Annotated in this window: 17 protein-coding genes; 10 read left to right on the forward strand and 7 right to left on the reverse strand. The window is 53.2% G+C overall.

Annotated elements, in window-relative coordinates; all coding sequences use genetic code 11:
- Positions 1–118: 118 nt before the first annotated feature.
- From WBJ47_RS01775 to WBJ47_RS01795, 5 genes are read left to right on the forward strand one after another with little or no spacing between them, the layout of a single operon-like run.
- A complete protein-coding gene (locus WBJ47_RS01775) occupies positions 119–1,333 on the forward strand; it encodes an efflux RND transporter periplasmic adaptor subunit (RefSeq protein WP_422244972.1) in 1,215 nt (404 codons plus the stop codon).
- On the forward strand, positions 1,330–4,413 hold the full coding sequence (locus WBJ47_RS01780) for an efflux RND transporter permease subunit (RefSeq protein ID WP_422244974.1): 3,084 nt from the start codon (positions 1,330–1,332) through the stop codon (positions 4,411–4,413). Before WBJ47_RS01775 ends, WBJ47_RS01780 begins: the two co-directional genes overlap by 4 nt.
- Entirely contained in the window at positions 4,410–5,891 is a 1,482-nt protein-coding gene (locus tag WBJ47_RS01785; protein ID WP_422244975.1) for an efflux transporter outer membrane subunit, read from the forward strand. The genes WBJ47_RS01780 and WBJ47_RS01785 overlap by 4 nt, the downstream gene beginning before the upstream one ends.
- Positions 5,892–5,915: 24 nt before the next feature.
- A complete protein-coding gene (locus tag WBJ47_RS01790) occupies positions 5,916–6,755 on the forward strand; it encodes an alpha/beta hydrolase (RefSeq protein ID WP_422244977.1) in 840 nt (279 codons plus the stop codon).
- 3 nt (positions 6,756–6,758) lie between these two features.
- Positions 6,759–7,742: a RodZ domain-containing protein gene (locus WBJ47_RS01795; protein ID WP_424585296.1), complete on the forward strand. Its 984-nt coding sequence runs from the start codon at positions 6,759–6,761 to the stop codon at positions 7,740–7,742.
- Between the two features lie 18 nt (positions 7,743–7,760).
- On the opposite strand, the gene WBJ47_RS01800 is transcribed toward WBJ47_RS01795, so the two are convergent.
- The 4 genes from WBJ47_RS01800 to WBJ47_RS01815 all read right to left on the reverse strand — a co-directional run bounded on the left by WBJ47_RS01800 (position 7,761) and on the right by WBJ47_RS01815 (position 14,844).
- The gene (locus tag WBJ47_RS01800) at positions 7,761–9,239 is read right to left on the reverse strand and encodes an efflux transporter outer membrane subunit (RefSeq protein WP_422245166.1); all 1,479 of its coding nucleotides are present in this window, start codon (positions 9,237–9,239) and stop codon (positions 7,761–7,763) included.
- Positions 9,240–9,243: 4 nt separating this feature from the next.
- Positions 9,244–10,443 carry an efflux RND transporter periplasmic adaptor subunit gene (locus WBJ47_RS01805; protein WP_422245165.1) on the reverse strand — a complete coding sequence of 400 codons (1,200 nt, stop codon included), beginning with the start codon at positions 10,441–10,443 and terminating at the stop codon, positions 9,244–9,246.
- On the reverse strand, positions 10,440–13,637 hold the full coding sequence (locus WBJ47_RS01810; RefSeq protein ID WP_422245163.1) for an efflux RND transporter permease subunit: 3,198 nt from the start codon (positions 13,635–13,637) through the stop codon (positions 10,440–10,442). The genes WBJ47_RS01805 and WBJ47_RS01810 overlap by 4 nt, the downstream gene beginning before the upstream one ends.
- Before the next feature lie 148 nt (positions 13,638–13,785).
- Positions 13,786–14,844: an NAD(P)H-dependent flavin oxidoreductase gene (locus WBJ47_RS01815; RefSeq protein WP_422245162.1), complete on the reverse strand. Its 1,059-nt coding sequence runs from the start codon at positions 14,842–14,844 to the stop codon at positions 13,786–13,788.
- A gap of 104 nt (positions 14,845–14,948) precedes the next feature.
- Here WBJ47_RS01815 and WBJ47_RS01820 point away from each other — a divergent pair, with 104 nt between their 5' ends.
- Positions 14,949–15,521, forward strand: a complete 573-nt coding sequence (locus WBJ47_RS01820) for a hypothetical protein (RefSeq protein ID WP_422245161.1) — start codon at positions 14,949–14,951, stop codon at positions 15,519–15,521.
- Between the two features lie 5 nt (positions 15,522–15,526).
- The gene (locus tag WBJ47_RS01825) at positions 15,527–17,179 is read left to right on the forward strand and encodes a rhodanese homology domain-containing protein (RefSeq protein WP_422245159.1); all 1,653 of its coding nucleotides are present in this window, start codon (positions 15,527–15,529) and stop codon (positions 17,177–17,179) included.
- Positions 17,180–17,206: 27 nt separating this feature from the next.
- Here WBJ47_RS01825 and WBJ47_RS01830 read toward each other — a convergent pair whose 3' ends face one another.
- From WBJ47_RS01830 to WBJ47_RS01840, 3 genes are read right to left on the reverse strand one after another with little or no spacing between them, the layout of a single operon-like run.
- Complete coding sequence (locus WBJ47_RS01830; RefSeq protein WP_422245158.1) at positions 17,207–19,348, reverse strand: alpha/beta hydrolase domain-containing protein; 2,142 nt, start codon at positions 19,346–19,348, stop codon at positions 17,207–17,209.
- Positions 19,349–19,371: 23 nt separating this feature from the next.
- The gene (locus WBJ47_RS01835) at positions 19,372–19,938 is read right to left on the reverse strand and encodes a 5'-methylthioadenosine nucleosidase (protein WP_422245157.1); all 567 of its coding nucleotides are present in this window, start codon (positions 19,936–19,938) and stop codon (positions 19,372–19,374) included.
- A 12-nt stretch (positions 19,939–19,950) separates the two neighbouring features.
- Positions 19,951–20,391, reverse strand: a complete 441-nt coding sequence (locus WBJ47_RS01840; protein ID WP_422245156.1) for a PaaI family thioesterase — start codon at positions 20,389–20,391, stop codon at positions 19,951–19,953.
- Positions 20,392–20,473: 82 nt separating this feature from the next.
- On the opposite strand from WBJ47_RS01840, the gene WBJ47_RS01845 reads away from it, so the two are divergent.
- The 3 genes from WBJ47_RS01845 (at position 20,474) to WBJ47_RS01855 (ending at position 23,220) form a co-directional block, all read left to right on the forward strand.
- Complete coding sequence (locus WBJ47_RS01845; protein WP_422245155.1) at positions 20,474–21,691, forward strand: serine hydrolase domain-containing protein; 1,218 nt, start codon at positions 20,474–20,476, stop codon at positions 21,689–21,691.
- 5 nt (positions 21,692–21,696) lie between these two features.
- Positions 21,697–22,782 carry an Ldh family oxidoreductase gene (locus tag WBJ47_RS01850; RefSeq protein WP_422245153.1) on the forward strand — a complete coding sequence of 362 codons (1,086 nt, stop codon included), beginning with the start codon at positions 21,697–21,699 and terminating at the stop codon, positions 22,780–22,782.
- Between the two features lie 69 nt (positions 22,783–22,851).
- On the forward strand, positions 22,852–23,220 hold the full coding sequence (locus WBJ47_RS01855) for a cupin domain-containing protein (RefSeq protein WP_422245151.1): 369 nt from the start codon (positions 22,852–22,854) through the stop codon (positions 23,218–23,220).
- The last annotated feature ends 1 nt before the right edge of the window (position 23,221 follow it).

A 23,221-nucleotide genomic window follows, 5' to 3' on the forward strand; every position in this document is an offset into this window, starting at 1 on the left:
TATTTAGTTTTAAACGCACACTAGGTCAGTTTTCTTAGGAAATCTGACCTATTTACTTAAATAACTGGGGTTGACCCGTATAGAATCGTAGGATTGGTTGAATGTTCGGGAATCCCACATGATCGGCGCAGTACATCACGCTTTACCAAGCTATCAGACAAAAACTTTGCGACACCTTTTTGTGCGGTATATTTCCAGAACTCTATTAGGAGCTTCTGCAATTTGGTTGGGGTGCTCAGGACTGCTACATGCTCAGCCTGCGGGTCCGCAAGGACCTTTGGCGGTATCCGTGATACAGGCTAAACCCACCAATATCCCCAACGTGCTCGAAGTCACCGCGCAAGCCGAGGGCGCCAAAGAAACCGAAGTGCGTTCACGCGTCAATGGTATTTTGCTCAAAAGGCTGTACGAAGAAGGTAGTCCTGTTCAGGCCGGTCAGCCTTTGTTTCAGATCGATCCCGAGCCTTTCAAAATTACCCTCGAAGAAGCCCAGGCTCGCGCCAAGCAAACAGCGCGTGAGGCTGCGCGCTTGAAGTTACTCTTTAGCAAACAGGCCGTGAGTCGGAAAGAATTCGATGATGCGACTTCCTTGAACGAAATCGCACAGGCTACGCTGAAAACGGCCCAGCTCAATCTTAAGTGGACGACGGTGACCGCGCCCGTGGATGGCATCTCAGGGCGTTCGCTGCGCTCCGAAGGCAATCTGATTTCAAATACGGGCGATGCGGGTCTTTTGACCTCCATCTATCAGATCAATCCGATCTGGGTACGTTTTGGTTTATCGAGCAGTGATACTGCTCAGTTGCCAAGCGGTCGTCTCGACCCAAAGCAAAACACAAGTGTCGAGTTATTGCTTCCAAATGGGCAGGTCTATTCTGAAAAAGGTCAGCTCAACTTTCAGTCAACCTTTATTGATCCAAAACTCGGCACCCAGCAAATGCGCGCGGAGTTTCCCAATCCCAACAGCGTAATTTTGCCAGGTCAGTTTCTGCGCATTCGCGTGACAACAGGCATGCAGGAAAATGTATTCCTTGTGCCACAGGCCGCTGTGATTCAGAGTGAGCGTGGCTTTATGGTCTGGACCGTCGGCCCTGAGGGTCAGGTCATCCCGACGCCCATCAAGGTTGGCAAGTGGTCAGGGAAAAACTGGATTGTTTTGTCAGGCTTAAAGGCGGGCGATCAAGTGGTCACGGACCAGCTCATCAAGATTCGACCTGGTGCGCAAGTCAAGCCCACTGTGGTGCCGCTCGGTCAGGCCTCACCTGGAACGGCCTCTGGATCTGCTAGCGCTGAAGCGCAAAAGAACGCCGCCGCTCAGAAGGATGCTCGATGAGTCTGTCTAGCTTTTTTATCGGTCGGCCGATTTTTTCGGCAGTGATCTCCATCACCATTGTGATCGCAGGACTGATGGCCGCGCGTGGTTTACCGATTGCGCAATATCCCCAAATCGCCCCACCGACAGTCATTATCACGGCCACGTATCCTGGCGCCTCGACGGAGACATTGACACGCACTGTGGCCGGCCCGATCGAAGAGCAGTTGTCAGGTGTAGAAAACCTGCTGTATTTCAACTCGAGTGCCCAATCCAATGGTTCGCTAGTGATTACTGCGACGTTCGAGGTGGGCACCAATATTGATACTGCCACGGTCAACGTGAATAACCGTGTCAAGATCGCCGAGCCGCGATTGCCGGATATTGTGCGTCAATTTGGCGTCACAGCTCAAAAGCGTTCAAACGATATTTTGTTGGTGACGGCGATTACCTCGCCGACCGAGGAATTTTCAAATCTGTTTTTGTCCAACTATGCACTCGTCAATATTGTGGATGAGCTCAAGCGCCTCCCGGGTGTGGGCGACGCACAGATTTTGGGTGCCAAGGATTACTCCATGCGCATCTGGCTCAAGCCAGACCGCATGGCGCAGCTAGGCATTACGGCACCTGATGTCGCTGCGGCGATTGCGGCGCAAAACAAGCAAAACGTCGCAGGAAAGATTGGACAGGAACCGGCTCCACAGGGGCAGCAGTTGGTCTATACCGTGACCGCAAAAGGGCGCCTGGTCACGCCAGAGCAGTTTGGAGACATTGTCATTCGCTCAGAGGGTGCGAGTGGCACGCTCAGACTGAAAGATATCGCACGGATTGAGCTTGGCGCGGCAGACTACGACGCCAATACCAAACTGGTTGGCAAACCCGTCGCACTTGTCGCGACTTATTTGCAATCTGGTGCCAACGCGTTGGCCGTTGCCGAAAGTGTCCGCTCCAAAATGCAGGAGCTGGAGAAGAAATTTCCAAAAGGGATCGACTATGTCATTCCCTTTGATACGACAAAATTCGTCACCGCCTCGATTAATGAAGTGATTAAAACCTTGTTCGAAGCCATGGTTTTAGTCGCCCTCGTGGTCTATTTGTTTTTGCAAAATTGGCGAGCGACTTTAATTCCTCTGATCGCGGTCCCTGTCTCATTGATCGGAACATTTGCAGGTTTGTGGCTGTTTGGCTTTTCCATCAACACTCTGACACTGTTTGCGATGGTGTTGTCGATCGGTATTGTGGTCGATGATGCGATCGTTGTGCTGGAAAACGTCGAACGTCTCATGGCGGAGAAAAATCTTTCTCCAAAAGACGCGGCCTATGAAGCGATGCGAGAGGTGTCCGGAGCGGTAGTGGCCATTGTGCTGGTGCTTTCCGCCGTGTTTATTCCCGTGGCTTTTTTAGGTGGGATCGCCGGAACGCTCTATCAACAGTTCGCAGTCACCGTGGCGCTCGCCGTTGTCTTGTCAGGGATCGTTGCTTTGACCTTGACGCCTGCCTTGTGTGCGCTGTTACTCAAGCCGGGTATGCATGCCCCCAAAGGGTTTGGATGGTTTAACCGCAGTTTTGCCGCATTGACCGATCAATACACCAAGCTAGTCAATAAAACTTTGCACCACCGCGTCTTGGGCGCCTCGGTGTTCGGCGCGATTTTGGTGGGGTGTTTTGTGATGTTTCGCCTGGTGCCTGGTGGTTTTGTTCCAGCAGAGGATCAGGGTTATCTGATTAGTGCACTGGTGCTGCCGGATGGCGCAAGCTTGCAGCGCACCGAAGCAACGGGTGATGCCTTTCAAAAGCGCGTAGTCCAGGACCCTGGTGTCGCGCGTGTGTTTGTGATTGCTGGTCGAGACATTATTGGTGGCGGCAACAAAGCCAACGCAGGTACGATTTTTATCCCGCTCAAGGATTGGGACGAGCGGACTTCGTCCTCTGAACAGCTCGCCAAGAAATTTACTGGTGTGGGAATGAGCTTGCCCGATGGCATGGCGCTGGTGTTTAACCCGCCTCCGATTCGTGGCTTGGGTTCTGCTGGGGGTTTTGAGTTTTATGTGCAGTCTAAGGGCGAGCCCTCGGTGACGGAGTTGGCGAAAGTCGTCAACAATTTTACAGAGGAGCTTAAAAAACAACCCAAGCTCACTGGCATCAATACTTTTTTTAGACCGACCGCCCCACAACTGTATGTTGAGGTCGATGAGGCGAAAGCCTTGTCCCTTGGAATCCCCGTGGCAGATGTTTACCTCAGTCTGCAAGCCACGATGGGCGCACTCTACGTCAATGATTTCAACTTAAACGGTCGGACGTATCGCGTGCAGATGCAGGCGGATTCCCAATATCGCACTGAGCCCACTGATCTCGGTCAGATTTACGTGCGTGCCAACAACGGCAGCATGGTGCCGGTGTCCGCCTTGATCTCGGTCAACCAAGTAGTCGGCCCCGAGCAACTTGAGCGATTCAATGGTTTCCTGTCCGCCAAGGTGCTGGGTAGTGCGGTGCAAGGTGTGAGCTCTGGTGATGCCATCAATATTGTTGAGCAAACCGCACGGGCGTCTTTGCCCACTGGCTATGAATTGGCGTGGGCCGGACAGGCATATCAGCAGATTCGCACAGGTGATGCGTCTGGTTTGGCCTTTATGTTTGGCATCGTGATGGTGTTTCTGATTCTGGCTGCGCAGTATGAGCGTTGGTCCTTGCCAATTGCCGTGCTGTTGGCTGTGCCCTTTGCGTTGTTTGGTGCCTTGCTGGCAGTCTTGTTGCGCGGCATGCCCAATGACATTTATTTTCAGATTGGTTTGCTGGTGTTGATTGGCTTGTCTGCTAAAAACGCAATCCTGGTGGTGGAGTTCGCTTCACAAAAACGGGCGCAAGGCATGAGTGCCATGGATGCCGCCTTAACGGCGGCTAGACAACGCTTCCGACCGATTGTGATGACCTCTCTGGCATTTATCTTAGGCGTATTTCCTTTGGTCATTTCCTCTGGGGCAGGTGCAGCGGCACGTCAGTCCATGGGCACTGGCGTATTTGGCGGCATGTTGGCGTCGACGTTCATTGCCACTATTTTTGTACCGATGTTTTTTACTTGGTTATCTCGCAAAAAATCATGACGCAACCTCTTTCTTCTGGTGTGCGTACATGGGTTCGCACGATGTTGGCACTGTCAATCAGTGGCGTCCTGAGTGGGTGTCTGCTCGGTCCTGATTACGCGCGGCCCCAAGTGGATTTGCCGGAGCGTTTCAATGCGCAAACCTCAGTAACGGCACCACCCGGAGCGATCATTTCTCCAGCGGGCGCTTCGAGTGCTTCAGGATCCACCCCCGCTGCGGTTGCGTTGGCGGACTGGTGGACATTGTTTAATGATCCTGTTCTCAATGACCTTGTTGCGAATGCTCAAAAGAATAATGCGGATGTGCAGATCGCAGTCGCCCGCTTAGGTCAGGCTCAGGCACTCGCCCGACAAGCAGGTGCAGCGCTTTATCCGACCTTGAACTTAACAGCCTCGGGTGTGCGAGCCTCAACCGGTACGGCGGTTTCCGCTTCTGGCGTGGGCTTGCAGACCAACACCTCACAAGTCGGGTTGGTGACTTCCTACGAAATTGATGTGTGGGGGCGTGTGCGACGCAATATAGAGTCAGCAACTGCAGTGGCGACCGCCAGTCAGTATGAGCAGGACAGCGTACGCCTCACAATCTCTGCCTTGGTCACCAATACGTATTTACGTTTGCGCGCCTTGGATGCGCAGACCTCTGTGGTCAGCAACTCCGTCAAGACCCGCGAAAATTCACTGCGTGTCGCGCAGGCCAAGCTCGATGGGGGGTTGGTGTCGCCCATTGATGTCAGCCAAGCCCGTGCGGCCAAGGCTGCCTCCGAGGCGACGCTCTCAGAGCTCACACGCCAACGCGCGATCGTACAGAATCAACTCGGTATTTTGACAGGACAACTCCAGCTGAGCCTCGCACCCGTAGATTTGCGCGGTTTACCGATTCCACCTATTCCGCCTGCGGGCATCCCTTCGACGTTGTTGGAGAGCCGTCCAGACGTCAATCGGGTGGAGCAAGAGTTGACGGCAGCAAATGCGCGGATTGGCGTCGCGACGGCTAACTTTTTCCCAACACTCTCTCTGACGGGTGTTTTTGGTGCGCAAAGTGTGGATTTCAGTGCGTTTCTTTCGGGGCAAAGTGCCGTATGGTCTGCAGGTTTAGGCTTGCTCCAGCCGATATTTTCCGGTGGATCATTGACGGCGCGTCTGGATTTTGCCAAGGCTCAACAGCAGGAAGTTCTTGGTAATTACGTTAAAGTTGTCAGAAATGCGTTTGGCGAAGTGGGGGATGCGCTGGTGTCAGTGCATCAAACCCTTCAAACCGAGCTCTTTTTAACGGAACAAGTCGCTGCAGCGACCAAGGCACAAGAGCTCGCGACCGTGCGTTATGAGGCGGGCTATGTCGATTATTTGAATGTGCTGGAGGCGCAGCGTGTGCAAAACGAGGCGAATTTGGCTTTTGTATTAAATCGTTCCCTGCGCTTGCAGGCGGGTGTGGACTTATTTAAGGCTTTGGGTGGTGGCTGGAACAAGCCGACGCCATAGTCTTGAGCAAAATGAGAGGATGACATGATGAATGAAGCGATTGAAAAACAATACAACCCCCGCACCACGGTGACGCCTGAGCAGCTGGCACATTTCAGCGAGCTCGGCGCGCGCCTCAGCGAGGAGGCACGTCAAAAATACGCGGGACGTTACGATTTGCGCTTCGGTGAAGGCCCGTTAGAAAACGCCGATTTCTTTTATTGCGGTAAACCCAATCGTCCCTTGATGGTATTTTTTCATGGCGGCTATTGGCGTGCCCGTGACAAAAAGGACTACAGTTTTGTCGTGAATGGCGTCTTGCCACTGGATTGTTCTGTCGTGGTGATGAATTACGATTTGTGTCCCGCGGTCACTGTTCAACAGATTGTGGCGCAAACCAAGCGCGGACTCGAATGGGTCGCCCAGCAAGTGGCGGCTTGGCAAGTCGATCCCAAGCAAATCTATGTTTCTGGTCATTCAGCTGGTGCGCACATCATTGCGGCGACGCTCGCACACACTGGCGAGGCCTTTCAGTTGAAGGATCACAACATTAAAAAGGCCTACTTGATTAGTGGTGTCTTTGATGTGGAGCCTGTCCTACACATTACGGTCAATGAAGAAGTGAAACTCAAGCCCAGTGATGTGCAAGAGTTGAGTCCGATTCGTCATCCGTTTTCAGCAAACGTTGCTTACGAGGTGATCGTGGGCGGCGCGGAGCCCAAGGATTGGATTGGTGAATCAGAGCGCATGGCCGCTCACTTGCGTGCTCAAGGCTGTCAGGTGGGTTTGCATGTGTTGCCAGGCTTGAACCATTACACCGTCCTGCACGAAATGGATCGGCCCGAAGGCTATGTATCCAAGCTGTTCGCACGCGATATCGGATAACACATGGAAAATCTCGATCAGCCAAGCGTTGAGTCAAACGCAACCATGACGGTCTTGCGCAGACAGTTAGGCGAGATTCTCATGAGTGAGCGCTTAAGTCAGAAAAAAGACACCGTCGATGTCGCACGTCGCTTGATGCTTTCCAAGCAACAGTTGCTTGCGATCGAGGCGGGTGAGGCCGCAAGCTTTCATCATGAGCGTCGTTATATACAGGGTATCAAAAGCTATGTGTTTTATTTAGGTCTGCAGAGTCGGATGGATGTTGAAAGCTTCCTCAAGCAGATCGAGGATTGCTCTGCAGAGGCATTGCGCGCCTCGCCTGCAGCCGGTGTTGCACAACTGCATCGTGCGGCTGCAACGCCTGCAAATACAAAGCCCTACTCATCGCGCAATCCTCGTTATGTCTACCTTGGGTTGGCCTTGCTCGTTCTGGGAGCCGTTGCGCTTGCCATTTCAGAAGGATGGCCGTTCAAGGGCAGCAACGACGAGGTCGTCAGCAGCGAGTCCACGCCAAGCGCTGCCTTGACGACGGAGGTGAGCAACAACACGCAGGTAGTTCCTACACCTGCGCCTCCAATGATGCCGCAGTCTGAGACCTCCGCGCAGACACAGGCATCTACAACTATACAAGCCCCCTCACAAGTACAGCCTTCACCCAGTCCGCCGGTTGTCGACAAAAGTATTGCGACTGAAAAGCCCGCACCTGCCGTCGCCTCTGGTGCTCCCGGCATAATGCGGATCGATTTCAATGCAGAGTGCTGGATGTCGGTACAGACAATAGATGGCAAAAAAATAGATCGCATTTACAAGCAAGGCGAAAGTTTTTCGATGCCTGTCGCGAACGTGAGTGCGATGATTTTGGGTAATGCGCCTGCTGCCAAAGTATTTTTTGGAACACGACAAGTGGACATCATGTCCAAGGGCTTAGCGCAAGGCAATGTATCCAGACTCGATCAAAAAAGCCTACAGCTGCTGCAAAAGAATTAAGCGCTGAACGTCGAGCGTTTAATTCTTTTCTGCAGGTTCTGTTTGTGACGGGTCTGGTTTGGCAAAGCCTTGCCAACCACCTCCAAGCGCCTTGACCAACGCCACACTCGCGATAAATTGTCCGCCATGCATCTGCCACTTGATGCGCTGTGCGGTGAGCTGGTTTTGCTGAATCAACGCAAGTGTTTGTGCCGTATCCAAGCCTTCGCGATAACGAATCGAACTGATTTGATAGGCACGATTCAGATTGCTGACAGCCGCATCTTGCATCGAACGCGCACGATCAAGTTGTTGCAAAGTGCTCATCGCATCTTGCGTCTCTTGTATGGCGACCATCACTGATTGACGGTAGTTGGCCAAGGTCACGCGATAACCAGCTTGCGCAAAACGATAGTTGGCGCTGATGCGGCCACCATCAAACAACGTTTGCGTTGCGGTCAAGCCAATCGACCAGATGAGCGAAGGTGCATTAAAAATCGAACTCAAAATTGAGCTTTCGCCGCCGATAAAAGCCGGCGCCAGTGTCAATGTGGGAAAGTACGCGGCTTTGGCGACACCGATCTGAGCGTTGGCAGCCGCCATCGCCCGCTCAGCAGCCGAAACGTCTGGTCGTCTTTCCAGCAGGGTAGAGGGCAAGCCGACAGGAAACGCGGGCAATTGCTGAGGTAATTGACCTGGTGGCAAACTAAAGGCGGAGGCGGGCGTGCCGGTTAAAGTTGCCAGCAGATTTTCCTGGACATTACGCAACGAGCGTAGGAGTTCAAGTTGGGCGCCGCTGGACTGTGTCAGGGCGGTCTGCTGTGACAGCTCTGTGCGCCCTGCTGCACCCATGTCATAGCGTTTTTTGATGAGCCCTAAGAGCTTGTCCTGAATCTGGACGATCCCGGTAAGCACGCGAATCTCTTCGTCGTATTGTCTTAAGAGAAAATAACTATTTGCAAGTTGAGCCGTGAGTAAAAGCTTGACGTTCTCAGTATCGGCCGCGGCTTGCTCGGCCGTGCTACGTGAGGCCTCGACTTCACGACGGACTTTACCCAACCAGTCGATTTCATAGGTCATCACCGCGACAGGGCGGAAGTTATTCTGCGTGGTCGATTGACTGACTGTGCTGTAGTTTGTACCAGGGCGATTGGCCGAGGTTTCAGTGCGTGCGCCGGTTGCGCCAAGCGAGACCGTCGGCAGTAGCGCAGCGCCTCGCGCTTCGCTCTGGGCGATTGCTTGATCCAAGCGGGCCAGAGAGGCTTGCAAGGTATTGTTATTGCTCAGTGAGGTCTCGACCAGTTGATCCAGCGTCGGATCACCAAAGGCTTTCCACCACTTTTCTTTCGGGACGTCATCCGCGGGTGTCGCTGTTTTCCAAAGCGTTGGATTCGCACTCGGCAGGGTTTTCCAGTTTTCCGGAAAGTCGACGACAGGTCGTGCGTAGTCAGGCCCAATCGGCGAACAGCCGACACAGGCAAACACTAATACGCTGAGAGCGAGGCTTGATTTCATCATGCGCTTAGGAGCCGCGTCTGGACGCTGGTGCGCGTGGCGCAGGTGCCTGGGGCACGACGGTTTGTCCATTCACCAAGGAATCCATGGGATTCAAGATCATCAGATCATCTGGTGCGAGACCACTACGAATCTCAACTTGATTACCAAAGTCGATACCGAGCGTGACCTTTTTCTTTTCAGCGCGATTGTCTTTGACGACTGCGATGTAAGGGCCCCCAGAACCAAAAATCAAGGTATTGGTCGGAACAATTAAGCTGTCACCAAGTGCAACAGTCATCGCGACTTCGACATAAGCACCTGGCAGGAGAGCGTTACTTTCGTTCGGGATCTCGACATCGACTTGCAGTGTGCGAGTATTGATATCGATGGCGCCAGCAGTGCGCGCGATGCGGCCTTTGATGATTTTCTCCGGCGCATTCGTTTGATAAACCGACACTTCATCCCCGACCTTGACCTGTGACGTACGATCTTGAGGGAGGTAGACATAGACGCTCAGTTTGTCGGTACGCGCCATCGAGAACATGGCTTGCGCATTGCCTACGTTACCGGCATTGACCAAGTCGCCAAGATTGACATTGCGTCGTGTGATGCGTCCTTCAAAGGGGGCGACCACCGTGCCAAAACTCTGCAACTGTTTCAGACGATTGAGTACGGCTTCACTTTGGCGATAAAGAGCTGTTTTTTCATCCATCTCTTGCTGAGAAACCGCGTCTTCGGCACGCAAGCGTTTCCATCGGTCATAGACTGTTTTCGCGAGCTTGAAGTTCGCCGTGGCTTCTTCCACTTGGCGATTGATTTCCGGGATGTCGATGAGCGCGAGCGTTTCACCTTGCTTAGCCGTGTCGCCTAGATCTTTGAACCATTGTTTGACGTAACCCGTCACGCGCGAATGAATTTGCGCCTCATTAATCCCGCGCAGCGTCCCTGGCAGCACCAGTTTCATATTGGGATTGTTTTTGTCCGGGGCGGTTGGTTTGACCACCAAGACATGCATGACGCCGCTGTCATCTGCTCGCTTGGCCAATACTTCCGCATAAGACCAGCGCTCAAATAGTGCGGTGCCTAATCCAAACAGCATCAACGCAAAAATGATGACAGCCACAAACTTGACCGAGCGAAGCGATTTTTTCAATTTGATCTGCGAGTCGGGGTTGTCAGGATGTCCGAGGGGTAGACCATGCGAATCGTGGAGCGAGTCCTTCATACTTTTGCTTCCTTGGAGGCGTGGCGTTGATCGAGCCAGCCGTGCAGACTTGCGAAAAGAACGGGTACGAATAATACGGTTGAAACTGTCGCCAGCAATAAGCCGCCGATCACAGTGCGACCGAGTGGTGCGTTTTGTTCTGAGCCCTGCCCAAAGCCAATCGCCATGGGAATCATGCCGATAATCATGGCCAGTGCAGTCATCAGCACAGGGCGAATACGCGTGGCACCCGCCTCGAGAGCTGCAGCAAGTGGCGAGAGGCCGTCCTTGAGGCGCTCGCGCGCAAAGGAGATCACCAGCACACTATTGGCAGTCGCTACCCCCATCGTCATGATGGCACCGGTGAGTGCAGGCACACTGAGATTGGTGCGCGTAATAATCAGCATCCAAGCAATACCAGCCAGCGCAGAAATCAAGGCGGCAATGATAATGAACGGATCCAGCCAAGATTGGAAGTTCACGACAATCAGCAGATACACCAGCAGCACAGCACCAAGCAGACCAATGCCAAGACCGACATAGGATTGCTTCATGGTCTCAACTTGACCGCGCATCGTCATGGTGCTGCCGCGCGGCAGTTGTGATTTTGCTTCGTCCATGATGACTTGAATATCCATGGCAACTGCCGCGAGATCACGTCCGCGCACGTTTGCGTAAATGTTGATGGAGGGTCGAATGTTGTAACGCGTCAAAATCGCAAACTCTGTAGTGGGTGTCGAACTCACCAGGTTGCCTATGAGTTGTGTGCCGCGATTAGCGGTTGCATTGGCTGTCGCGGCGGTGGCTGACGCAGCCGCATTAGAGGGGCCGACAGGCAATCTGAGCAAATCATCAAGCGAGTCGATGTTGTATTGCGGTGTCTGGGCTTGAATCTGGTAGCTGATGTTATTAACCGGATTGAGCCAGAATGAGGAGGTGGTTTGGGCGCTACCGGAAAGTGGCAACAGAACGTTTTGTGCGAGGTCTTGTGGCGTGAGCCCCATGCCTTGCATGCGCGTGCGATCCATTTTCAAGGCAATCGAAGGTTGATCCAAGCGCTGATGGATATGTACATCCGCGGCACCTGGTACAGAGGCGATTTTGCCCATGAGCTTTGCAGCGAGCTGATGGTTCGCGGCATAGTTATTACCAACAATTTGAACGTCAATGGCAGCAGGTGTACCGAAATTTAGAATTTGTGTGACGATATCTGCGGGTTGATAAAAGAACTCAATGCCCGGGAATCTTTTTCGCAGAATGGGTAACAGTTCGTCCATGTACTCCAAACTCGGCTTGTGGCCAGGTTTAAGAGAGATCATGATGTCCGCATCAAATGATCCAATCGTGCCGGAGCTGCTGTAGGAGAGGTTAATACCGCTATTGGGTAAGCCGACATTATCCAAAATACCCTCTAGATCTTTTTCTGGAATGACTTCGCGGATGACTTTCTGGACTTCGTCCGCCAAAATCGCAGTCCGTTCAACGCGCGTGCCAGTAGGCGCGCGCATGTGAAGCTTGATTTGGCTCGTATCGACAAACGGAAATAAATCTCGTCCGAGTATAAAAAAGATACTGCACGACAGCAGACAGAACGTCAGGAAGCCAGCAATGAATTTCTTGCGATTGCTCAGCAGGTGTCCGAGAAATAAGACATAGCTCTCGCGAAATATTTCAAAGCGCGCGTTAAAGCGGACATGTAGGTTATGAATCCAGCGCCCCACAGGTCCGGGCTGTCCGGCATCCTTGAGCATCAGATAGGCGAGTGTGGGAACCAGCGTGCGTGAAAGAATATAGGAGGCGATCATCGCAAAGCTCACCGCTTCGGCAAGCGGAACAAACAAGTAACGCGCCACGCCGCCCAAGAAAAACATCGGGACAAACACAATACAGATCGAAAGGGTCGCGACAAAGGTCGGGATGGCAATTTCTCCGGCACCATCCAAAACAGCCTGGTACAGATCCTTGCCCATGTGGATGTGACGCTCGATATTTTCGATGGTGACGGTGGCGTCATCGACCAAAATACCCACGGCAAGCGCCAGACCTCCCAAGGTCATCACATTGATAGTCTCGCCAATCAGATGCAGTGCAATCAGTGAAGTAAAAATCGATAGCGGGATTGAAATTGCGATGATCGAGGTGGTACGCCAATTGCCCAAGAACAGCAGAAGCATCAGCGCAGTCAGACCGCCAGCAATCAGGATTTCGTGAATGACACCGGCGAGTGCTTTTTCAACAAAAACGGATTGGTCTCCTAGTAGTCGGACATCAATGCCTTCGGGTAACAGAGGCAAGATAGCAGGCAGCTTTTCCTTGACCTGGCGGACAATATCCAGCGTCGAGGCACCCCCGTTTTTAAGCGCGGTCAGGGTGAGGCCGCGCTCGCCATTTTGCCGAACGATATTGATCTGAGGGGAAAAACCATCACGGACGTGCGCGACTTCGCGCATAAAGGTGGTGGCACCATTGACGGTCCGAATCGGAATGTTATTGAGCTCTGCGATCGTATTCGGGGACGAGTTTAGCGAGATGCTGTATTCGACATCGTCAATTTTTGCAGAGCCAGCCGGCAGGGTCAGGTTTTGCGCAGTGATGGCATTGATCACATCCGAAGAGGTCATGCCTTTGGCGCGTAAGGCCTCGGGATCGATATCCACAGAGACTGCGCGGACTTTGCCGCCATAGGGAAAAGGCACGGCAATGCCCGGAATCGTAATCAGCTGCGGCCGCATGATGTTGAGCGCGGCATCAAAGAGCTCTTTTTCAGAAAGCGTCTTGCTCGACATTCCGATTTGGATCACTGGAATGGAAGAGGCGGTGTATTTAATGACGAGTGGCGGCGCAACACCCGGTGGCATTTGTCGCAAGGCTGACTGAGAGACAGCCACGACTTGTGAGATAGCCGTTTGAATATTCGCTTTTGGCTGAAAATAAATTTTGATAATCGTAATGCCGCCGAGCGAGCGAGATTCGATGTGTTCGATATCGTTGACCGTGGTGGTGATCGAGCGTTCGTGGTTTTGGGCAATCCGATTGCCCATCTGCTCGGCGGAGAGACCACGATAGTTCCAGATCACGCTGATCACTGGAATATCAATTTCCGGCAGCACGTCAACCGGTGTGCGCATAATCGCCAACGGGGCGGAAAACAGAATGAGAAGAGCCATCACGATAAACGTGTATGGCTTATCTAGTGCTATCCGAACGATCCACATCCTGAATTACCTGCGTTAAGCGCCTACGTTCTGCAAGCCAATATGGCTCTACTCGTCAGATCAGCACGCAGGAAGTATAGATAAACTGAACAGGGTCGGATAGATGTATTTCAATTTGACGCTCGAATCAGTGGCTAAATAGCTCGATTCAAGGGTTTTCCCGAAGCGAAGTGCCATGCAAATACTCTTGTTCTAAAACTTCCATCAGGCGCTGTGCACTCATGGGTCTTGCTTGAGCATAGGCACGCCCGGCCCATAGGCTTTGGTGCTCTCCATCGTTATGCTGCACCGCCATTTGTCGCAGATGACTGGTCAAGGTGTTTTGGAGTGGAAAAGGCAAGTGCGGTTGACCGTGCATCACCTCAATAAATTCGTTGCGTAAACCTTGGGCACGACGACCGGAAAATGCATGCGTGAACACAGTTCCGCGCGTGGGCTTGGTCAAAAGAAAGTGTTTGTGCGCAGGCGTTGCACCGGACTCATCACACACCAAAAAGGCGGTACCCATTTGCGCCGCCGCTGCACCTGCCGCCATGGCGAGAGAGACATCACCGCCTGTCATCAGGCCGCCCGCCGCGACAACAGGAATACGCAGGGCTGCGGAAAGTTGGTTGACAAGGGTGAGTGTGGGTAGGTCCTCATCGAGCATGTCAGGCTCAAACGTCCCTCTGTGCCCGCCCGCCTCGATGCCTTGAGCAATCACAAAGTCTGCTCCCGCCGCTTCGATCGCGTGTCCTTCTGCCAAACAGGTCGCACTCACACCAACGCAGATGCCCGCCAGTCTGGCGCGTTCGAGCACTTCAGGTGCGGGCAGACCAAAGTGAAAGGTCAGGACCGCAGGTCGATGCAACCAAACGGGCTCAAGCATGGCGTGTATGTCTGGAAAATAGGGCAGCTCAGGAGGTAATAGCTTTAGATCTTGCGCGATCGGCAGACGCTTGAGTGCGGCAATAGAGTGGTGTTGAAGCTCAACACTCGGAGTCGGGACGGGATGAAACACAAAAAAGTTCGCGTTGATGGGGCCGGCTGTCAGTTGTTTGGCTGCCCCAAGATCATCACTGATTTTTTGTGGTGAGCTGTAGGCAAACCCAAAGCTCCCTAACCCACCGGCGTTGCTGACCGCAGCCGCGAGTGCGGGGGTGTTGACCCCACCTGCCATAGGTGCTTGAATAATCGGAACACGTAATTTGTTCAGAGCAAAAGCCATGGTCACGTCCACCTTTAAAAAGGGATTGGAGACCCATTCTATCCCCTGATTGCCGTTTATCATTACTCAAATGAATTAAAAATATCAATTCTTGAGACGACACCATGAAAAATGAAAGACTGCTGACTTTTGTAAAAGGCATGAGTCGCCTGCTAGAGGGACAGCCTCACGAACCACTGATTTTGGAGCAGGGGGGGGCGTTGTTGGCGGAGCTAGTCAGACATGATGACTGGTTGCCTGAAATCTTTGCACGGCCGCATCCACAGTACTACCAACAATATCTCTTGTATGCCGATCCGTTGGAACGCTTTTCAATGGTGAGTTTTGTTTGGGGTCCCGGTCAAAAAACGCCTGTCCACGATCATATGACCTGGGGGTTGATTGGAATGCTGCGCGGACAAGAAATCGATACGCACTATTTCAAAGAAGCCGACGGTCACTATCGGCGTGGTGAAAGTTCGCTGTTGTTACCCGGACAAGTGGGTTCGGTCTCGCCCGCGACCCACGATGTCCATGAGGTCGCCAACTATTACGCAGATCGCCCCTCAATCAGCATTCATGTGTATGGCGGAAATATCGGTCGTATCCATCGTCATGTGTTCGATGCGGTGTCCGGTCAGGAAAAACCCTTTGTCTCGGGCTACAGCAACGATGTCGTCCCCAACCTTTGGAATTAAGTCAGATGCAGAGCACAGTCCCCGTTCCTTCTCCTGTCGATATTCAGTCTTGTGATTATCAGGCGGTGCGTCAGGCATTATTAGACAAACGTGAGGTTGCTTTTTTGGACGTGCGCGAAGAAGATCCGCACGCCCAATCCCATCCGTTGTTTGCCGCGAATTTCCCACTGTCGCGCGTTGAGCTTGATGCCTACAGTAAGTTACCGCGACGCGATGTGTGGATCGTGACCTTGGATGAAGGGGATGTCTCCCTGGAAGCGTCAGATGCGATGCAGGCCGCGCGACGCTTGGCGACCCTTGGTTACACGAATGTCAGTGTCTTTAAAGGCGGTGTGCGGGCATGGTCTGCGGCGGGTGGCGAGTTGTTTAAAGACGTCAACGTTCCAAGCAAGTCTTTTGGTGAGTTGGTCGAAGCACGCAAGCACACCCCCTCCTTGTCCGCGCAGGAGGTCAAGGCATTGATTGATGAGCAGGCCGATGTGGTGATTGTCGACGCACGTCGGTTTGATGAGTACAACACCATGAGTATCCCGACTGCAATCAGTTGCCCTGGTGCAGAGCTTGTGTTGCGTATCGCCGAGTTGGCACCTCGTCCGGAGACGCGGGTGATCGTCAATTGCGCGGGCCGTACGCGCAGCATCATCGGTACCCAGTCTTTGATCAACGCGGGTATTCCCAATAAAGTCTCGGCCTTACGCAACGGTACGATTGGTTGGACGCTTGCTGAGCAGGTCCTGGACAAAGGGCAAACCAGAAAGTTTTCTGAGGTCTCCGCTTCTACCACGCAAAGTGCTGCGACGCGTGCGCGCAGTGTGGCCGACCGTGCAGGCGTCAAGCGAGCCACCTTGACAGACGTCCAGGCTTGGCGAACGCAGTCGGCACGGACGACGTATTTTTTTGACACCCGTAACCCTGAAGAATTTGTGGCGGGTCATCTGCCAGGTTTTCGTTCGACACCTGGCGGTCAGCTTGTTCAAGAAACCGAAATGGTCGCGCCTGTGCGAGGCGCGCGAGTGGTGTTGGTCGACACCGATGGCGTGCGTGCCAATATGACTGCGTCTTGGCTCGCACAAATGGCGTGGGAGGTCTATGTGCTCGACGGTGTGGGAGCACAAGATTTCAATGTCGAGGGCGCTTGGCAGGCCACACTGCCTTTGGTCCCAGAGGCACCGTTGGTGACGCCTGCGACGCTTGCGGCCTGGTTGCAAGCGTCCGCACCAGATGCAGAAACCCTCGTGATCGATTTCGCGCGTCATGCGCAGTATGTGCAGGGTCACATTCCCGCTGCGCGTTACGTACTGCGCTCACAACTTAAACAAGCCCTCTCGCAGTGTCCTCGCGCCTCGCGTTATGTGCTGACCTGTCCCGATGGTGTGATGGCACGCTTTGCCTTGAACGACTGTGTCCAAATCCTGCGCGAACTTGGCAATACAGCGTCTCTGTCTGTCTTGGAAGGGGGCACTCAGGCTTGGCGTGATGCTGGGCTGGACGTGGAAAAGGGCCCTACCCATTTGGTTTCACCTGCGATTGATCGCTACAAGAGACCTTATGAGGGGACAAATAATGCCCGTGAAGCGATGCAGGGCTATCTCGACTGGGAGTTCGGTTTAGTCGAACAGCTCGGTCGAGATGGCACGCATCATTTCTGGGTTTTATAACGTAGCGCGCTCAGTGCTGCGCGATCGTTAGCGCAGCACCTTGCTCTCTTTTGCTTTTTCAATCAGTGCTGCAGCATCGATGGGCAGTAAAAAGCCTTCTTTAGCTGCGCGCTCGGTGGCTTTTGTCACGGCGGCGACATAGCCTTCATGACTACCATAGCGCTCCTCAAGAGATAGGCGAGGATCTTGATTCGCTTGTCTTTCAGCTGCTGTACGGGCAAAGGGAATCATGCCACCCACATAATTGCAAATCTGATCCTTGTGAAAAGGCTTGGCGCCATCCGCTGTGATGTTCCAACCCAGATAAGTCCCAAGAGGCGCATCGAGCAATACAACGGGAACACCCCCAAGCTCATTGCCATCTTGATCCACCTTGGGTGCATACATTTTTAAGACTTGTTTGATCGGTGGCGGTGCCTTGGTAGGAATGCCAGAGACATCCAAGGCATTGAATTGAGGGCCCCAGTCGTAATCCAGGACGCTCATGATGAAGTCAGGTTCAGGAACCGTAGGTCGCAAACCTGGCAGAGTTGGAAAGCCGATATCCTTTTTATTCGCAAGAGCCAGCGTGCCGCTCTGTTCACCTGGCTGTGCCGCCAGCGTTGGGTAGCGGCTAGGCGGTGGTTCTGTTCCCTTCATGACCCAATCGCGGAAATGCACGCGGATAGCATTGACTGTTTCAGTGTGAGGAACGGGGTTCGCAGGCAAAATGCCGACACCAAAATTATTGCCGGGACATACGGCTGGTGTTTTAGGTAGCCCCACACCTGGCAGGCTTGTATCAAATCCACCGGCCCCGCCGCCGTGATGGCTGCTGGCGATGTAATACCGTCTGACGGTGTTGGGGAGGGGCAAATCCTGCTTGCCATCGGTGCCGACCCATTCCGGGGTGAGCTTGAGGGCCCAGACCTCTGCAGAGCCAAAATGCTCAACAATTTTCGGACAGGTGTTGGAGGCGGTGCAGCGATCCAGAATACCTGCGGAGGGCAGACCTCGAACAGGATCGGGGTGCGGAAGCCACCATTGCGGTCCTTCGCTGCCCGCTTGATACAACTCAAGCACGCCATCGGCTTGCGCCCAGCGGAAATTGAGTGCGATACGACGTCCTGCGATGATGGGCCACATTCCATCGTGCACCATGCCACCGCGTTCCGCCTGGTTGAAACCAAGATGGAGCCAACCCCGCAGGAAATTTCCTGACTGTGACACACCACGACCAATGCTGTGCTTGGCGATGCCAGCGATTGGATTGGCGGTTCCTGCCTCATCTTGCGTAGCATTTTTAAAGAAATCACCCACATCGCGCCAGGCCGCAAATCCAATCCCTAAAACATAGGGATCTGCCGCCGTAAAGACCACCTGATACAGGCGCTTGGGATCAAAGCCTTCTTTTAGACAAATTTGCGTAGCATCGGGTGTGCCAGGAAAGGGAGTCTTGTCATCACATTTTCCCCAGGCCCAGTCTGAGTCGGCAAGGCGGACTTCATCGATGACTTGTCCGTGCATGCCCTCACCGGCACGCGAGGTCAGTGTTGATTTCGAAGTGTCGAGCGAAACTGGCTTGTAGGGGAGGGGATTGCTTTGGACAATCAAGGGTTGTGAGGACTTTCCCGAGCGATTGACGATACGACCAAAGACCTCACCTGTGACAGGATCACCATTGAGCTGGCGCGCAACGGGGACCTCAAGAAATTGACCCGTCTTGGCGGAGTTAACGGGACGCACACGTGTATTGCCGCTGTTATCGCCTTGCCATGCGCTGGCAAGGAGAATGTCGCCAAGCGCTTGTTCGCGGGGTGAAAAGGGGTAGACACGTCCACGGTTTGGGACATCGTGCCATAGCAAACCGCTCGCATTTTTTAGTTCAACGGGCTTATGAATGACGAACGAAGCGACATAACGGACCTTGCCGTCCTTATCTTTGGCGAGTTCGATATCCTGAATGAGTGCGTTGTGCGGCAGTTTGGGGTCCAGCTCTCCAAACGCTCTTCCGGCAATCGTTTCGTAGGCAATGGCTGGAGCAGTATTGCCTTTTTCAACTGCCATCGGTGTAGTTTCGTCGATGATGATTTTGGTCACACGTGCTTGAGCCGTTGTGGCAACAGTCATACCGAGTGCACTCGCAAGTAGTGCAGCGTGAAACAGATGATTTTTCTTTTGATGAAGCATATTGTCTCCTGATTATTTTTTTATTAGACCGCTTGTTGTAACGCTCTTAACTTTTCTAAAAATAACACTTCGCCGTGATTGATTTTTTCGTGCCAGTCCTGGCCAGAGTCATCATTGGTAAAGTCGGTCACATACTTGTAGGAAAGCCAAGGGAGCCCGTGGGCATGCGCCACGGCGGCAATCGCGTACAGCTCCATGTCGACGACATGAATGCCTTGCGCTTCGAGCCAAGGGTCTTTGGCAGTCACAAAGCTGTCACCTGTGCCGCAGGTGTGCGTCCCTTTTTCAGAGAAATACTCATGAGGACGTTCACAAAATGGCACACGTCCTCTGGGAGCAAGGGGTTCGGCAATCATGTCGCGCTGCACCACGCGTGAAATTTCAATTAGACCCGATACGTGCGGACTGACTGCGCCGACCGTCCCGAAGTTGACGATCAATGCAGGTTGCGCTTGCTCAATGGCTTGGAGCGTCGTGAGGGTGGCATTGATTTTGCCAATCCCGGTATAAAAAATCTGAACGCCCTCGGGCATATTCTGAGGATCTAGCTCCGGACGTAATGCGGTGAGGACGATCAGCTTGGTGGCCATTGTTTGAAATGTTTAGTCTTTTTTAGGCCAAAGCACCATTTGTGTGCATCGGAAGATCGCGATTTTTTTATCCGTGGCGGCATCCGTGACGACAGCATCCCAGACTTGAGTATTGCCGCCTAGGTGCTGTGCTGTTGCAGTGCAGCGAATGATTGAGCCTTCGCCACGCACTGTCCCTAAATGATTGCTCTTGAGCTCGATGGTCGTAAACGACACAGCGCCCTCGGGAAGGTGTGCAATCGTCGCATAACCACAGGTCGTATCTGCAAGAGCGATAACGCTTGCGGCATGAAGATACGTGTTGGGTGCGAAGTGCACTTTGCGCAGCTTCATCTGACTCTTGAGCGTACCTTCTGATAGCTCCAGCATTTCGACCCCCATCAGGCCAGGCAGGTTTTCACCGCTACGGAGATTGAGCTCATTGACAGTGATGGTGGGGCGAAGCTTGGGCATACAGCAGATTCCTACAGGAGAATAGATTGAATTAACGTAAGATTATGCCGTAACTGAATCCAACTCACTTTAGTGGACCACCATGACATCGACCCCTTCAACTCCCGTGCGCCTAGGCCCTGAATACGAAGCGCACCTGCGCCAAGGCTTTTCCCAGTCCAGACTGGATCGCCTGGGGCTCTCGATACAAGAACAAATCACGGCCGGACTTTTTCCCGGCGCGGTCACCATGGTGATGCGCAATGATGAGTGCGTGCATTTTGAGGCCTATGGACATCAGAACGCCGCAGGCACGATTCCAATGGCGACAGATTCGATTTTTCGTCTGGCCTCTATGACCAAGCCCTTAGTGACTGTCGCGGCCATGATGTTGGTCGAGCGTGGGCGCTTTAATCTGTATGACCCGATTACCAATTGGCTGCCTGAACTCAAAGACCTCAAGGTGGAGACGCCCGAGGGAGATGTGCCACTGATCCGCCCCATCACCGTTCAAGACTTGATGCGACACTCCGCAGGTTTTGTGCATGGCGATCGGGCGCAGTCACCACGCATTAGAAAGTTGTATGACGAGTTACAAATCGAGGCCAACAAGCAAGACATCCTGGGTGATCAGATGCTCAAAAATCTGGGCACGATTCCGCTTGCGAGTCAGCCGGGTGCGCACTGGGAATACTCCATTGCTGTGGACGTGTTAGGTCTGTTGCTTGAGCGTGTTGAAAATAAAACACTCGAGGAAATCCTCAACGTGTTGTTGATTAAACCGTTGGGAATGAAAGACACTACTTGGTGGGTGGAACCTGAGCGCCTCAGCAGACTCGCCGAAGCACCGGACTCGGATCCACTCAAAGCCAAAATGCTCCTTGCGTATCGTCAGACCACTAATCCTGTGGGTCGCACGTATCTGCGCGGCGGGGCGGGTCTACTTGGCACAGCAGCAGATTACATGCGGTTTTTGCAGATGATGTTGCGTGGTGGCGAGTTAGAGGGCAGGCGATACCTGTCTCGTCGCACAGTTGAGTTTATGTGTTCTGAACACACCATCGGGATGACGGGCTCGACCCATGCCAATACGGGACCAGGCTATGGTTTTGGACTGGGTTTTGCAGTCAGACTGAATCAAGGCATGTGTTGGGTCCCGGGTTCGGCTGGTGAATCGTTGTGGTCTGGGATCTGGGGGACGAGCTTCTGGCTGGATTTCAAAGAAAACCTCACGGCGTTGATTTTGACGCAAGGCCCCACACACAAAATTCAAAGTCGTATGCTCTATAAAACGCTGGTGTATTCGGCGCTGGTGAAGTAAGTGCGATGACGCGACAGAGTCAACAATCCTCCGCCGAATTCACTGCCGAATTTGCAGCCAATCAGCCCATCGATCCGGATCGTTTGCTGGCTCTTGCAGCAGCTGTTTACCGCAGCATTGGCGTACCCGAGCAAGAAGCTTGGCTCGCGGCAGATACGCTAGTTCAGGCTGATCTGTGGGGGCATCAATCGCACGGACTTTTGCGCTTAGGCTGGTATTACGCCCGGCTTGAGTCCCAGGCGATGAAAGCCCAGACCGTGACGACGCTAGAGGTGGATGCAGGAGCGGTCGCCGTGATGGACGGCCATGATGGTGTGGGTCAGGTCATCACCAGACGCGCTGTCGATGAGGCAGTCTCGCGGGCGCGTAAACATGGCGTTGGCATCGTTTCGATCCGCAACTCCAATCACTTTGGTACCTGCATGTACTACACACGTCTGGCCGCGGAGCAAGGCTGCATCATGATGCTGATGAGTAATGCGGGTCCCAATATGGCGCCTTGGGGCGGGTTGAAAAAGAAAATCGGCACCAATCCCTGGTCGATCGCAGTTCCTGGAGGAGCCTACGGTCCTGTGGTGATGGATATGGCCAACTCAGGTGTGGCGCGCGGCAAGATTTATCTCGCCAACAAACGTCGCGAGTCGATTCCGGATCATTGGGCAGTCGACGCGCGCGGTCGTCCCACCACCGATCCCAAAGAGGCGCTGGAGGGTTTTATCTTGCCGATGGCGGGCCACAAAGGCTACGTGATGGGCGTGATGGTGGACATCTTGTCTGGTGTGTTGTCGGGCAGTCAATTTCTCGATACGGTTCACGGACCCTACGACCCGACCAACCGCAGCGGTGCAGGTCACTTGATGGTGGCGATGAATGTCTCGGCGTTTCAACCCCTGAGCGAATTTGAACAGCGCATTGATGCCTATATCCTTTCGTTAAAAGACGTGCCTTTAGCCGAGGGACACGAGCAGGTCTACTATCCTGGCGAGATGGAGAAATTAGCCGATATTAAAAATCGACAACAGGGCCTGTTGTTGCCTGAGGACACGCTGTCGGATGTGCTGCGCGTGGCCAAACACGCGGGTGTGTTGTAGTTCAATCAATAGAGACTCTTGTAAACAATCGTTTTAGAACGTTTAAAAATAAACAAAGGGGTGGAGACCATGGAATTTAGTATTCAACATGCAAAGGACAAGCCTTTTTCGCACGATGGTTTGCGAGAGTATTTTGACTATCGAGACCTCGGGATCTTTGATTCCACCAAGGGCGCTGCGGTGATGCACGTCATCCGCGCGACCAAAGGCTGCAATGCGACGGGTGAATGGCATCGCCACGAATTGAACTTCCAGTTCGTCTATGTGCTCAAGGGTTGGGCAATTTTTGAATACGAGGGTCACGGCGAACATAAACTGGTCGAGGGTACCTGTGTGCATCAGCCTCCCAATATCCGACATCGTGAAATCAGTCACTCAGAGGATTTTGAAGTGCTTGAGATTGTGTTGCCAGGTCAGTTTAAAACGGTTGCACTGTGAT

Source organism: Zwartia sp., assembly GCF_049655405.1.
Taxonomy (GTDB): domain Bacteria; phylum Pseudomonadota; class Gammaproteobacteria; order Burkholderiales; family Burkholderiaceae_B; genus Zwartia.

What these genes read in the sequence shown, in the direction of transcription:
- WBJ47_RS01785 (WP_422244975.1), top strand. Translation starts at nt 4,410, where the DNA reads ATGACGCAACCTCTTTCTTCTGGTGTGCGTACATGGGTTCGCACGATG.
- WBJ47_RS01815 (WP_422245162.1), bottom strand. Translation starts at nt 14,844, where the DNA reads ATGGCTTTTGCTCTGAACAAATTACGTGTTCCGATTATTCAAGCACCT.
- WBJ47_RS01795 (WP_424585296.1), top strand. Translation starts at nt 6,759, where the DNA reads ATGGAAAATCTCGATCAGCCAAGCGTTGAGTCAAACGCAACCATGACG.
- WBJ47_RS01810 (WP_422245163.1), bottom strand. Translation starts at nt 13,637, where the DNA reads ATGTGGATCGTTCGGATAGCACTAGATAAGCCATACACGTTTATCGTG.
- WBJ47_RS01835 (WP_422245157.1), bottom strand. Translation starts at nt 19,938, where the DNA reads ATGGCCACCAAGCTGATCGTCCTCACCGCATTACGTCCGGAGCTAGAT.
- WBJ47_RS01855 (WP_422245151.1), top strand. Translation starts at nt 22,852, where the DNA reads ATGGAATTTAGTATTCAACATGCAAAGGACAAGCCTTTTTCGCACGAT.
- WBJ47_RS01825 (WP_422245159.1), top strand. Translation starts at nt 15,527, where the DNA reads ATGCAGAGCACAGTCCCCGTTCCTTCTCCTGTCGATATTCAGTCTTGT.
- WBJ47_RS01845 (WP_422245155.1), top strand. Translation starts at nt 20,474, where the DNA reads ATGACATCGACCCCTTCAACTCCCGTGCGCCTAGGCCCTGAATACGAA.
- WBJ47_RS01800 (WP_422245166.1), bottom strand. Translation starts at nt 9,239, where the DNA reads ATGATGAAATCAAGCCTCGCTCTCAGCGTATTAGTGTTTGCCTGTGTC.
- WBJ47_RS01775 (WP_422244972.1), top strand. Translation starts at nt 119, where the DNA reads ATGATCGGCGCAGTACATCACGCTTTACCAAGCTATCAGACAAAAACT.
- WBJ47_RS01780 (WP_422244974.1), top strand. Translation starts at nt 1,330, where the DNA reads ATGAGTCTGTCTAGCTTTTTTATCGGTCGGCCGATTTTTTCGGCAGTG.
- WBJ47_RS01830 (WP_422245158.1), bottom strand. Translation starts at nt 19,348, where the DNA reads ATGCTTCATCAAAAGAAAAATCATCTGTTTCACGCTGCACTACTTGCG.
- WBJ47_RS01840 (WP_422245156.1), bottom strand. Translation starts at nt 20,391, where the DNA reads ATGCCCAAGCTTCGCCCCACCATCACTGTCAATGAGCTCAATCTCCGT.
- WBJ47_RS01850 (WP_422245153.1), top strand. Translation starts at nt 21,697, where the DNA reads ATGACGCGACAGAGTCAACAATCCTCCGCCGAATTCACTGCCGAATTT.
- WBJ47_RS01790 (WP_422244977.1), top strand. Translation starts at nt 5,916, where the DNA reads ATGATGAATGAAGCGATTGAAAAACAATACAACCCCCGCACCACGGTG.
- WBJ47_RS01805 (WP_422245165.1), bottom strand. Translation starts at nt 10,443, where the DNA reads ATGAAGGACTCGCTCCACGATTCGCATGGTCTACCCCTCGGACATCCT.
- WBJ47_RS01820 (WP_422245161.1), top strand. Translation starts at nt 14,949, where the DNA reads ATGAAAAATGAAAGACTGCTGACTTTTGTAAAAGGCATGAGTCGCCTG.